Consider the following 12429-nt stretch of genomic DNA (forward strand, 5'->3'; position numbering starts at 1 on the left):
GTCGGGCCGGCGTCTTCACGGGAGGGCGAAGCCGCCTCGCGGCGGGGGCGGGCCCGCACCGCCCTCGGTAACCTGACGGCGCCTGTCAGGTTATGCGGGCACGATGCCGTCCATGAACACCGTGGACAGCACCCACAGCAGGCTCGTCCTGCGGCCCGGCGACGCGGGTTACGAGGACGAACTCGCCGGATTCCAGACCGGTTTCACGCAGCGGCCCGCCGTCGTCTTCGCGGCGGCCGGCGCCGACGACGTGGTCGCCGCGGTACGGCACGCCGCGGCGGCGGGCCTGCCGGTGGGCGTCCAGGCCACCGGGCACGGGCTGCCCGGCGACTCGCAGGGCGGCGTACTCGTCACGACGCGGCGCATGGCCGGCGTGACGGTCGACGCCCGGGCCCGCACCGCCCGCGTCGAGGCGGGCGTCCGCTGGGCCGACGTGATCGCGGCGGCCGGGCCGTCCGGGCTGGCCCCGCTGAACGGGTCGGCGCCGGGCGTGGGCGCCGTCTCGTACACGCTGGGCGGCGGACTGGGCATCCTGGCCCGGGAGTTCGGGTACGCGGCCGATCACGTGCGCTCGCTGGACGTGGTCACCGGGGACGGGCGGCTCCGCCGGGTGACCCGGGCGTCGGACCCCGGCCTGTACTGGGCCCTGCTCGGCGGGGGGCACCGCCTCGGCATCGTCACCGCGCTGGAGACGGAACTCGTGCCGGTGACCCGGCTGTACGGCGGCTCGCTCGCCTTCGACGGGAGCGAGGTCGACCCCGCGACCGCACTGCGGGCGTACGAGCACTGGACGCGGACGGTCCCCGACGGCCTGACCTCGTCGTTCGCCGCCGTGCCGTACCCGGACGTGCCGGGGGTGCCGCCGCGACTGCGCGGGCGGTACGCCGTGTCCGTACGCGTCGCCCACCCGGGTCCGGCCGCCGAGGGCGAGCAACTCGTCGCCCCGTTGCGGGAGATCGGCCCGGCCCTCACGGACTCGCTGCGCGAGATGCCGTACTCCGAGAGCCACACCATTCACGGCGATCCGGACTTCCCGCACACGTACTACGGGGACAATGCGGTGCTGCGGGAGCTGGACGTCGACGCGGTGGCCGCGCTGCTCGCCCTGACCGGGCCCCGGGCGCCCGTCATGTGCGTCGTGCAGATCAACCACCTGGGCGGGGCGCTGGCCCGGCCCGCGCCGAACTCCGTGCCGCACCGGGCGGGGCGCTTCCTGGTCCGGCTGCTGGCGATGGCCGACCGGACACGGGCCCGCGCCCTGCTGGATCCGGCCTTCGCCCTGCTGGAGCCGTGGACGACCGGGCGCATGCGCAACTTCGCGTTCGGGGCCGGCGACCGCCCGGACGGGCTGTACGACCCCGGAACGCGCGAGAGGCTCGCCGGGCTGAAGTCGGTGTACGACCCGGCGAACCTCTTCGGGGGTGCCTGAGGGATCAGCGGTCGAGGAACTTCCAGGCGGTGGGCAGCACGCCCATCGCCAGGGCGGCCTTGAGTGCGTCGCCGATCAGGAACGGGGTGAGACCGGCCGCGATCGCCGCGGTGAGCGACATGTCGGCGGCGTAGGCCAGGTACGGGACGCCGATCGCGTAGATGATCGCCTCGCCGAGGAGCATCGTGCCCGCCATGCGCAGGACCGAGCGGTCGGCGCCGCGGCGGGCGAGCGCGCCCACGACGGTGGCGGCGAGGAGCATGCCGAGGATGTAGCCGAACGACACGGTGACGCCCGAGCCGCCCTCGGCGAACCACGGGACACCGGCGAGGCCCAGCAGCGCGTACAGGGCGAGGGAGGACAGTCCGCGGCCCGCGCCGAGGGCGGTGCCGACGAGGAGCGCCGCGAAGGTCTGGCCGGTCACCGGCACCGGCGAGCCCGGCACGGGCACGGAGAGCTGGGCGGCGAGCCCGGTGAGCGCGGCACCGCCGGCCACGAGCGCCACGTCCCTGACGCGGGAGGCGGGCAGCAGGTCGGCGAGGACCTGGCGGGGGCGGGCGGTCACGACAGCGGTACTCATGGGGACTCCGGCGGCTTCTCACGGTTCGGGACACCGTGACGCTATCCCAGGGCACTTGGGCCGATCACCGTCAGCGCTCGACAAAGGGGGGAACGCGCGCTTGGTGCCCTTCCGACAAAGAATGCCGGGGACACCCGCGGCAGCGTGATGCTGGTCACTGTGGTGGGGTCGGTTTGCCCACGGGGACGGGTGAACCGGGACTGTAGGGAACCGCCAAAGGCCTCCGCCGCGCCTTCCTTCCGTCCCGGGCGCAGGGCCTGGCCGGAACCGCCGGACAGGCTCTACGCTCCGGGGCATGACCGCCCAGTCCGAGAACTTCGCGTCGCGTCGCTATGTCGACCTGCGCCGCCAGGGCACGGCCACCTGTCGTCCGGACTGAGGCGGGGCGGAGCGGATCCGGCTCGCCGAGACCACCAGGCGCAGTGCCGGACCGACTCCGAGGACGTCTCCCATGCCCCGCTCCCTCACCCCTTCTCCCCCGCCCCCCGCGGCGCCCGCGCACGTCCGGCGCGCCGTCGACAGTGACCGGCGCAGGACCAGCGCCAGCGCGATCCTGCGGTCCGTACTGGAACACGGGCCCGTCGCACGCAGCACCGTCGCCCGCCTGACCGGCCTCTCCCCGGCGTCGGTGACCGACTACTGCGGCCGGTTCGCCGCGCTCGGCCTGATCCGGGAGGCGCCCCTGCCCAGGCGGCCGAACGGCGTCGGGCGCCCGCATCAGCCCGTCGACCTGGACGACTCCCGCTTCGTGGTCGGCGGAGTGCACGTGGCGGTGCCGTACACCACGGTGGCGCTGCTCGACCTGCGTGGCCGGGTCGTGGCGGAACGGCGGCTGCGGCACGACGGCACCGAACCGGGCCGGGTGCTGGCGAACGCCGCGGAGGGACTGGGCGCGCTGCTGGCCGGCGCGCCGGGGCGCACTCCGCTGGGGGTGGGCGTGGCGGCCGGGGGCTGGGTGGACCGGGACTCCGGGACCGTCGTGGAGCACCCCCTCCTCGGCTGGCGGGACGTGGCCGTGCGGGAGGCGGTCGGGGCGCGCACCGGGCTGCCGGTGCACGTGGACGGGCACGCGCGGGCGCTGGTCAACGCGGAGCGGCTGTTCGGGCGGGCGCGGGGCAGCCGGAGCGTCCTGCACCTGTTCGTCGGCAATGTGGTGGACGCCGCCTTCGCCACCCACGACGAGGTGCACTACGGCCCCCGCTCGCAGGCCGGGGCGATCGCGCACCTGCCGCTGGCGGGCGGCACCGAGCCGTGCGGGTGCGGCCGGACCGGCTGCCTGCAGGCCGAGTTGAGCGAGCGGACGCTGTGCCGCCGGGCCCGTGCGGAGGGGGTCGCCGACACGGTGAACCCGATGCACGTGGTCGGTGCCGCGGCCGGTGGCGATCCGGTCGCCGTGCGGCTGCTTCTGGAACGGGCCCGGCTGGTCGGCCGGGCGGCGGCGCTGCTCCTCGACGTACTCAATCCGGACACCGTCGTCGTCACCGAGGTCGGCGTCGCCCACCGGGAGGACTGCCTGGCCGCGCTGCGGGAGGAGGTGGGCGGGGAGCGGGCGGCGGCGGTCGTGCCGACCAGCTTCCCGGACTCGGCGCTGGCCGTGGCGGGTGGCTCGGTGGCTCTCGACGTGCTCTACCGGGACCCGTTGGGCACGCCACCCGGGCCGACTTAATTCAGAAACTCGGAATGTTGACAGGCGTCACGCGTGGCCGGGAACATCCTCTGCATGAGCAGCGCGCAGGACCATTCCCCGGTGTTCCGGTTGCGGCAGGGCCGCGACCGGAGCGCCGGTGGCGCGCTGCCGCCGGTGCGGCGGGTCCCGCTCACCAAGTGCCGCGTCGTCGACCTGATGCGGGTCGGCCGCACGCTGTGTTGCTGAGGCACTGACCTTCTGACGTTCTGACGCCCCGGCGCTCTGACGCTCCGGCGTCCCCTCGGGCCGCTCCCTTCCCGGAGGCGGGCCCCGGCCGCTCCCTTCCCGGAGCGGTCCCCCGGGCGTCAGGGCATCCCGCCGGTCCCTTGGCCGGCTTCTCTCGTTCTCTTCTTTCCGCCTCTTGTCCGGCCGCGCTCTCGGCGCGTGCCCCTTCCTGCGCGTGCCCCTTCCTGCGCGCGGACTCCTCCGTCCGCTTCGCCCTGCCCGGAACCGCGCGCCTCCTCGTCCCGACCTCACGGAGCCCTGCCATGCCACCACTGCCCGCGTCCGGTGTAGACCGACGGCTGTTCCTGTCCTCCCTGCTCGGCGCCGCCGCCGCGGCCGGGCTCAGCGGCTGCGCGGGCAGCAGCGCCGCCGACACCGGCACCAAGGGGTCCGCGACCGCCCCGCTGTCCTCCGACGTCCCGGCCGGCACCCGTCTGAAGATCGCCTCCTACCAGGGAGTCCAGCAGCTCCAGTTCAAGCTGGCGGGCCTGTCCGACCTGCCGTTCACCGTCACCGACTGGCCCAACATCGGCGCCGGTCCCGATGTCATCAACGCCTTCCGCGCCAAGTCCCTCGACCTCGCCAACAACGCGGGCATCCCGCCGATCCAGGCGCACTACCAGGGCTTCGACGCGAAGATCGTCGCGATCAACGTCACCCGCAAGCCGAACTACCTCTTCGCCACCAAGCCCGGCAGCGACATCGAGGACGTGCGGGACTTCAAGGGGCGGCGGCTCGCGTTCTCGCAGGGCCAGGCGCAGGGTGTCGTCCTGCTGCGCGCCCTGAAGAAGGCCGGACTGGCGTACGACGAGGTGGAGCTGGTGCCGTTGACCAGCAACCAGTTCCTCACCGCGCTCCAGGCCGGGCAGGTGGACATCGCGCCGCTCGCCAACAGCCAGGCGCCGGCCTACCTGAAGCAGTACCGGGCCAAGGGCGCGCACACCATCACGACCGATGTCGTCGATCTGCTCAACCTGCTGTGGGCGCCCACCGCGGTGCTGTCCGACCCCGCGAAGGCCGCCGCCGTCGCCGCGTACATCCCGCGCTGGGCCAAGGGCCAGGTGTGGGCCTACGAGCACCCGGACGCCTGGAACGAGGAGTTCTACGTCAAGACGCAGAACCTCAGCCTCGCCCAGGCGAAGTCCATCACGGAGCTGGCGAACAAGCCGTACTTCCCGCCGAGCTGGGACAAGGCGGTGGCCTGGGAGCAGGAGACGGCCGACCTGCTGGCCGAGGGCGGTTTCGTTAAGGCGTTCAAGGTCGGCTCCCTCTTCGACCGCCGTTTCGAGGGCATCGCCGCCAAGGCCGTGCCGGCCGAGTACCGGAGGTGAGCGCCGTGACGACCACCGCACCGGCACCGGCAGCCGTCTCCCCCGCCGCCGCACCCGCCGGGGCTCCCGGCCGGGACCGCCGCACCCCGCGCCGCGGCCTGGCCCCCGGCAAACGGCTGCCCGCCTCCCGGATCATCGGCCCCGCTCTCTTCGCCGCGCTGTGGGCCCTCGCGTCCGCCGCGGGACAGCTGGACCCCGGCGCTATCCCGGCGCCCTGGACCGTCCTGCGCACCGCGGGGCATCTGTGGACGGACGGCACGCTCCCCACCGATGTGCTGACCTCACTCCGCCGTGCCGCCTACGGGTTCGCCCTCGGGCTGACCGCCGGGGTGACGCTCGCCCTGGCCGCCGGGCTCAGCCGGGTCGGCGAGGCGCTTATCGACGGGACCGTGCAGCTCAACCGGGCGATCCCCACCCTCGGACTGATCCCGTTGTTCATCCTGTGGCTCGGCATCGCCGAAACGTTCAAGATCGCGATCATCGCCATCGTCGTCTACATCCCGATCTACCTCAACCTGCACGCCGCCCTGTCCGGTATCGACCACCGCTATGTCGAACTCGCCGAGGTGCAGGGCCTGTCCAGGCTCCGCTTCGTCCGGCAGATCGTCGTCCCCGGCGCGCTGCCCGGTTTCTTCGTCGGGCTGCGGCTCGGGGTGACCGGCTCCTGGCTGTCGCTGGTCGTCCTGGAGCAGATCAACGCCACCAGCGGCCTCGGCTATCTGATGTTCCAGGCCCAGAACTACGGCCAGACGGACGTCATCCTCGTCGGCCTGCTGATCTACGGCGTCTTCGGCCTGGTCTCCGACACCGCGGTCCGCCTCGTCGAACGGAGGGTGCTGTCATGGCGACGCACACTGAGCAACTGACCCGGCCGGCCGTCCGGCTCAGGAACCTGACCCGCTCCTTCGAGGAGCGCACCGTCCTCGACGGCATCGACCTCGATCTGCCGCCCGGCCAGTTCACCGCCCTTCTCGGGCACAGCGGTTCCGGCAAGAGCACTCTGCTGCGCGCCATCGCCGGACTCGACCACAGTGTCACCGGCAGCGGTGAACTGAGCGCGCCGGAGCGGGTGTCCGTGGTCTTCCAGGACTCACGCCTGCTGCCCTGGCGCCGGGTGCTCGACAACGTGCTGCTCGGCACGGACGGCAAGGAGGCCGCGGTGCGCGGTCGCGCCGCCCTCGCCGAGGTGGGACTCGCGGGACGCGAACGGGCCTGGCCGAGCGAGCTGTCCGGCGGTGAGGCACAGCGCGCCGCGCTGGCCCGCTCCCTGGTGCGGGACCCGGAACTCCTGCTGGCCGACGAGCCGTTCGGCGCACTGGACGCACTCACCCGGATCCGGATGCACACCCTGCTGCGCGAGCTGTGGGAACGGCACCGGCCTTCCGTGCTCCTCGTCACCCACGACGTGGACGAGGCGATCGTGCTCGCCGACCGGGTCCTCGTCCTCGACCGCGGCCGCATCGGCCTCGACCTGACGATCGAGCGTCCGCATCCGCGCTCGTACCGCGATCCGCTGCTCGGCGAGTACCGCGAACTCCTGCTCCGCGCGCTCGGTGTGACCGGACACGAGGAGAACCCGGGGCGGCGGGAGAACCCGGCACAGCAGCACGTGGACCGGGCGGACCACGTGACCGACCAGGAGAGAGCCCAGTGACCGAGCGCCGACTGCACCTCAACGCCTTCCTGATGAACACCGGCCACCACGAGGCCTCCTGGCGGCTGCCCGAGAGCGACCCGCACGCGAGCGTCGACCTCGCCCACTACCGCGGCCTCGCCCGCACCGCCGAACGCGGCACCTTCGACTCCCTGTTCCTCGCCGACGGTCCGGTGCTCTTCAACAGCGTCGGCCAGCGGCCGTCCGGCGCCCTGGAACCCATCACCCTGCTCACCGCGCTGGCCACCGTCACCGAACACATCGGCCTGATCGCCACCGCGTCGACCTCCTACAACTCGCCCTACAACCTGGCCCGCAGGCTCGCCTCCCTCGACCACCTCAGCGGCGGGCGCGCGGGCTGGAACATCGTGACCACCGCCGGAGCCGAGGCCGCCCGCAACTTCGGCCTCGACGACCAGCCGGCCCACGCCACCCGCTACGAGCGCGCCGCCGAGTTCCTGGACGTGGCCCTCAAGCTCTGGGACAGCTGGGAGGACGACCTGGTCGTCGCGGACAAGGCCGCCGGGGTCTGGGGCGACGAGCACAAGATCCACCCCCCGCGGCACCGGGGGACGTACTTCAGCGTCGAAGGCGCGCTCAACGTGCCGCGCACACCGCAGGGTTACCCGCTGCTCGTCCAGGCGGGCTCGTCCGAGAACGGCAGACGGTTCGCGGCCCGGTACGCGGAGGCGGTCTTCACCGCCCAGCAGACCCTGGCCGACGCGCAGGCGTTCTACGCCGACCTCAAGTCCCGCACCGAGCGGGCGGGCCGGGACCGCGACCACATCAAGATCCTGCCCGGGATCGTCCCGGTGATCGGCTCCACCGAGGCGGAGGCCCGCCGGCACGAGGCGGTCCTCGAGGACCACATCGTGTACGAGCACGGACTGGACCGGCTGGAACACCTGCTGGGGGTCGAGCCCGGCACACTCGAACTCGACGCGCGGCTGCCCGCCGACCTGCCGCCGGAGAGCGCCATCGAGGGGGCGAAGAGCCGCTACACGCTCGTGGTGGAACTCGCCCGCCGCGAGCGGCTGACCGTCCGCGAGCTCATCGGCCGGCTCGGCGGCGGGCGCGGCCATCTGACGTTCGCCGGCACTCCGGAGCAGGTGGCCGACGCCATAGAGGAGTGGTTCCGGTCCGGTGCCGCCGACGGCTTCAACATCATGCCCGCCGTGCTGCCGTCCGGCCTCGAACTCTTCGTCGACCACGTGGTGCCGGTCCTGCGCGCCCGCGGGCTGCTCCGCACCGAGTACGGCCCGCGCCGGACCCTGCGCGAGCGCTACGGACTGCCGCGCCCCGCCAACCAGTACGCCGCCGCACCGGCTCTCGCCGCCCGCTGAGCGCCGCCGCTGCCGTCCGCACACCCCTCCCGAGCCACCCCGAAAGGACCGTCCCGCATGCCCGAGATCGAGATCCGCAAGGTGACCGCCCGCATCGGCGCCGAGGTGTCCGGCGTCGACCTCGCACAACCCCTGGACGAGGAGACCGTCGCGGCCCTGCGCGACGCCCTCGGCCGGCACAAGGCGCTCGTGTTCGACGCCGCCGGTCTGGACGACGCGGGCCAGCAGGCCTTCGCCCGGCACTTCGGCGACCTCACCACCGCGCACCCCACGGTGCCGGCCGTCGACGGCGCCCCGAACGTGCTCGCCGTCGACAGCGAGCGCGGTCGCGCCAACCACTGGCACACGGACGTCACGTTCGTCCTCAACCCCCCGCAGGCCAGCACGCTGCGCAGCATCACGGTGCCGCCGTACGGAGGGGAGACGCTGATCGCCAGCTCCGCCGCCGCGTACCGCGATCTGCCCGGCCCGCTGCGCTCACTGGCCGACACCCTGTGGGCCGAGCACACCAACGACTACGACTACGCCGTGCCGGACGAGGAGATCGACGGGGAAACGGCCGGGCGGCGCGCCCAGTTCACGTCGACCGTGTACCGCACGGCCCATCCGGTGGTCCGGGTGCACCCGCTGACCGGCGAACGCGGCCTGTTCATCGGCGGCTTCGCGCAGCGGATCGTCGGCCTGTCGGCGGCCGAGTCCCGCAAACTGCTGGAACTGCTCCAGTCGTACGTGACCCGGCCGGAGAACGTGCTTCGCTGGCGCTGGTCCCCGGAGCAGCTCGTCCTCTTCGACAACCGGATCACCCAGCACTACGCCGTCGACAACTACGACGGTCTGCCGCGCCGGCTGCACCGGGTGACGGTCGCCGGGGACGTGCCGGTCGGTGTCGACGGCCGGGAGAGTCACGCGATCACGGGCGACGCCTCGCACTACACGCCGGTCGCCGGGTCCGCGCCCGTGCCGGCGGCCGCCTGATACCCGCCAGGTAATCGGACCCTCACGTTCCGTATCGTGGGTGTCCGCATGCTGGGCAGTCCCCCCGTCCGGGCGGTGGGACTGCCCAGACTGTGGGCGTTTTTGCCCCGTCTCACGTAACGGACTCCCCCACGCCATGTCCCGGACCGCTCCCGACAGCGGCGTCGACCGACCCGACGACGCCACCGCCGACCCGGCACCGCCGCTCTCGCACGGACTCAAGCAGCGCCACCTGTCGATGATCGCCCTCGGCGGGGTGATCGGGGCGGGTCTGTTCGTCGGGTCCGGCGCGGGCATCGCCGCCGCCGGCCCGTCGATCGTCGTCGCGTACGCCGTCTCCGGTCTGCTCGTCATGCTGGTGATGCGCATGCTGGGCGAGATGTCGGCCGCCCACCCCTCGTCCGGCTCCTTCTCCGCGCACGCCGAGCGGGCGATCGGACCGTGGGCGGGTTTCGCGTCCGGCTGGTCGTTCTGGGTGCTGCTGTGCACGGCCGTCGGGCTGGAGGGCATCGGCGCGGCGAAGATCGTCACCGGCTGGCTGCCCGGTACCCCCGAGTGGGCATGGGTGGCGCTGTTCATGGTCGCCTTCTGCGCGGCCAACCTCGCGGCCGTGAAGAACTTCGGCGAGTTCGAGTTCTGGTTCGCCGCACTCAAGGTCGGTGCGATCACCCTGTTCCTGGCGCTCGGGGTGCTCGCCGTGGCCGGGCTGCTGCCCGGCACCGACTCCCCCGGCACGGCACATCTCACCGGCGAGGGCGGCTTCCTGCCGAACGGCAGTGAGGGGCTGGTCATCGGCCTGCTCGCGTCCGTCTTCGCGTACGGCGGCCTGGAGACCGTGACCATCGCGGCGGCCGAGTCCGAGAACCCGGTCCAGGGCGTCGCGCGAGCCGTGCGCACCGCGATGTGGCGCATCGCGCTCTTCTACGTCGGCTCGATGGCGCTCATCGTGACGCTCGTCCCGTGGGACTCCGACGAGGTCGTCGAGAAGGGCCCGTACGTCGCCGCGCTCGACCAGCTGAACATCCCGGGCGCCGCGCAGCTGATGAACGTGGTGGTCCTGGTGGCCCTGCTCTCGGCGATGAACGCCAACATCTACGGCGCCTCGCGCATCGCGTACTCGCTGGTGGAGCGGGGGCAGGGGCCGAAGGCGCTCGGCCGGGTGTCCGGCGGGGTGCCGCGGGCCGCGGTGCTGGCCTCCTCCGTGTTCGGCTTCGGCTGCGTGCTGCTCAGCTACTGGCGGCCCGACGACGTCTTCCCCTGGCTGCTGAACATGATCGGCGCGGTGATCCTGGTCGTCTGGATCTTCATCGCGGTGGCGCAGCTGCGGCTGCGGCGCACGCTGGAGCGGGAGGCGCCGGAGCGGCTCGCCGTGCGGATGTGGGCGTTCCCGGTGCTGACGTGGGTGGCGCTGGCGGCGATGGCCGCGATCCTCGTGCTGATGGCGCGGCAGCCGGACACCCGGGTGCAGCTGTACTCGACGGGCGGGATGACGGCGTTCCTGGCGGCCGTCGGCTACGTCCGGCAGCGGACGCGCGCCCGCGGCTGACCCGCCGCCGCAAGGGCCCCCGCACGGAGACCGTTTCCGTGCGGGGGCCCTTGCGCATGCCGCGGCCCGTTTCCGAGCCGGGGGCCTCTCCGACACGCAGCAGATCGTTTCCGTGCGGAGCCTTTGCGCATGTCCCGGCGGCCGAGCCAGCCTCTTGCTGTTAATGTGCAGTTGCAAGTAACTTGCAATAAGACCTCGGAGGGGACCCTGGCATGGCCGTCTACACACTTCCCGAGCTGCCGTACGACTACGCCGCGCTCGCGCCCGTGATCAGCCCCGAGATCATCGAGCTGCACCACGACAAGCACCACGCGGCGTACGTGAAGGGGGCCAACGACACGCTGGAGCAGCTCGCGGAGGCGCGCGACAAGGAGACGTGGGGCGCGGTCAACGGCCTGGAGAAGAGCCTGGCCTTCCACCTGTCCGGGCACATCCTGCACTCGATCTACTGGCACAACATGACCGGCGGGGGCGGCGGCGAACCGCTGGCCGCGGACGGCGTGGGCGAGCTGGCCGACGCGATCGCCGAGTCCTTCGGCTCGTTCCGGGCCTTCAAGGCGCAGCTGTCGAAGGCCGCGGCGACCACGCAGGGTTCGGGCTGGGGCGTCCTCGCCCACGAGCCGCTCAGCGGCCGGCTGATCGTCGAGCAGGTCTACGACCACCAGGGCAACGTGGGCCAGGGCGCGACCCCGATCCTCGTCTTCGACGCCTGGGAGCACGCCTTCTACCTCCAGTACCGCAACCAGAAGGCCGACTTCGTCGAGGCGATGTGGCAGGTCGTCGACTGGCAGGACGTCGCCCGCCGGTACGCCGCCGCCGCGTCCCGCACGGACGTGCTGCTGCTCGCTCCCTGACCGGGCCCCCATCGTCCTGCCCGTGATCGTCTTCTCACCCTTCACGCGCAGGCGGAGAAAAGACGTGAGGCCCCCGCGAGAACGTGACTCGCGGGGGCCTCACGCACGAGGCGCGCTCCGGCCGGCCGGCACGGGCGGCCCCGGTGGCTCACAGGTTGCTGAAGTCCGGGCCCTTGCTGCGCGTGCGCTTGATCTCGTAGAAGCCGGGGACCGAGGCGACCAGCAGGGTGCCGTCCCACAGCTTGCCCGCGTCCTCGCCCTGGGGGGCCGGGGTGACCACCGGCCCGAAGAACGCGATCTGCTCGCCGTTCGCGCCCGGAACGGCGATCACCGGGGTGCCGACGTCCTGGCCGACCTTGTCGATGCCCTCCTTGTGGGAGGCGCGCAGCTGCGCGTCGAACTCGAAGTCCTCCTGGTCGGCGTAGTCGATCAGGTCCGCCGGGAGACCGGCGTCGGCGAGCGCCGCCGCGATCGCCTCGCGGGTCGCGTCCTCGCCCTGGTTGTGGAAACGGGTGCCGAGCGCGGTGTAGAGAGGTCCGAGGACGTCGTCGCCGTGCTTCTGCCAGGCCGCCGTGACCACGCGGACCGGGGCCCACGCCTTGGTGGAGAGCAGCTCGCGGTACTCCTCGGGCAGCTCGTCCAGCCTCGACTCGTTCAGCACGGCGAGGCTCATCACGTGCCAGCGGACCTCGATGTCGCGGATCTTCTCCACTTCCAGCACCCAGCGCGAGGTCATCCAGGCCCAGGGGCACAGCGGGTCGAACCAGAAGTCGACGGGGGTCTTCTCTGACATGGCTCTCCTCGT

12 protein-coding genes are annotated in these 12429 nt (G+C 72.7%); 10 read left to right on the forward strand and 2 right to left on the reverse strand.

Going from position 1 to position 12429, the window contains the following annotated elements; all coding sequences use genetic code 11:
* Positions 1–112: 112 nt before the first annotated feature.
* Positions 113–1429: an FAD-binding oxidoreductase gene (locus tag ACFYP4_RS06500; RefSeq protein WP_388783338.1), complete on the forward strand. Its 1317-nt coding sequence runs from the start codon at positions 113–115 to the stop codon at positions 1427–1429.
* A 4-nt stretch (positions 1430–1433) separates the two neighbouring features.
* On the opposite strand, the gene ACFYP4_RS06505 is transcribed toward ACFYP4_RS06500, so the two are convergent.
* Entirely contained in the window at positions 1434–2009 is a 576-nt protein-coding gene (locus ACFYP4_RS06505) for a biotin transporter BioY (protein ID WP_358849930.1), read from the reverse strand.
* A gap of 451 nt (positions 2010–2460) precedes the next feature.
* On the opposite strand from ACFYP4_RS06505, the gene ACFYP4_RS06510 reads away from it, so the two are divergent.
* From ACFYP4_RS06510 to ACFYP4_RS06550, 9 genes are all read left to right on the forward strand, one after another.
* Positions 2461–3675: an ROK family protein gene (locus tag ACFYP4_RS06510; RefSeq protein ID WP_388783341.1), complete on the forward strand. Its 1215-nt coding sequence runs from the start codon at positions 2461–2463 to the stop codon at positions 3673–3675.
* Positions 3676–3729: 54 nt separating this feature from the next.
* Complete coding sequence (locus tag ACFYP4_RS06515) at positions 3730–3882, forward strand: hypothetical protein (RefSeq protein ID WP_358849928.1); 153 nt, start codon at positions 3730–3732, stop codon at positions 3880–3882.
* A 302-nt stretch (positions 3883–4184) separates the two neighbouring features.
* A complete protein-coding gene (locus tag ACFYP4_RS06520; RefSeq protein WP_358849927.1) occupies positions 4185–5252 on the forward strand; it encodes an ABC transporter substrate-binding protein in 1068 nt (355 codons plus the stop codon).
* Positions 5249–6118: an ABC transporter permease gene (locus ACFYP4_RS06525; RefSeq protein ID WP_388783345.1), complete on the forward strand. Its 870-nt coding sequence runs from the start codon at positions 5249–5251 to the stop codon at positions 6116–6118. Before ACFYP4_RS06520 ends, ACFYP4_RS06525 begins: the two co-directional genes overlap by 4 nt.
* Positions 6094–6906 carry an ABC transporter ATP-binding protein gene (locus ACFYP4_RS06530; protein WP_358849925.1) on the forward strand — a complete coding sequence of 271 codons (813 nt, stop codon included), beginning with the start codon at positions 6094–6096 and terminating at the stop codon, positions 6904–6906. The genes ACFYP4_RS06525 and ACFYP4_RS06530 overlap by 25 nt, the downstream gene beginning before the upstream one ends.
* Positions 6903–8249 (forward strand): LLM class flavin-dependent oxidoreductase, encoded by a 1347-nt coding sequence (locus ACFYP4_RS06535; RefSeq protein WP_388783347.1) that lies wholly within the window; start codon positions 6903–6905, stop codon positions 8247–8249. Before ACFYP4_RS06530 ends, ACFYP4_RS06535 begins: the two co-directional genes overlap by 4 nt.
* Before the next feature lie 57 nt (positions 8250–8306).
* On the forward strand, positions 8307–9224 hold the full coding sequence (locus ACFYP4_RS06540; protein WP_388783350.1) for a TauD/TfdA dioxygenase family protein: 918 nt from the start codon (positions 8307–8309) through the stop codon (positions 9222–9224).
* Positions 9225–9360: 136 nt separating this feature from the next.
* The gene (locus ACFYP4_RS06545) at positions 9361–10770 is read left to right on the forward strand and encodes an amino acid permease (RefSeq protein WP_358849922.1); all 1410 of its coding nucleotides are present in this window, start codon (positions 9361–9363) and stop codon (positions 10768–10770) included.
* Between the two features lie 212 nt (positions 10771–10982).
* Complete coding sequence (locus tag ACFYP4_RS06550; RefSeq protein ID WP_358849921.1) at positions 10983–11624, forward strand: superoxide dismutase; 642 nt, start codon at positions 10983–10985, stop codon at positions 11622–11624.
* 148 nt (positions 11625–11772) lie between these two features.
* Here ACFYP4_RS06550 and ACFYP4_RS06555 read toward each other — a convergent pair whose 3' ends face one another.
* Positions 11773–12417, reverse strand: a complete 645-nt coding sequence (locus ACFYP4_RS06555; RefSeq protein WP_358849920.1) for a DsbA family protein — start codon at positions 12415–12417, stop codon at positions 11773–11775.
* Positions 12418–12429: the final 12 nt, after the last annotated feature.

This window comes from Streptomyces sp. NPDC005551 (assembly GCF_042871785.1).
Classification (GTDB): domain Bacteria; phylum Actinomycetota; class Actinomycetes; order Streptomycetales; family Streptomycetaceae; genus Streptomyces.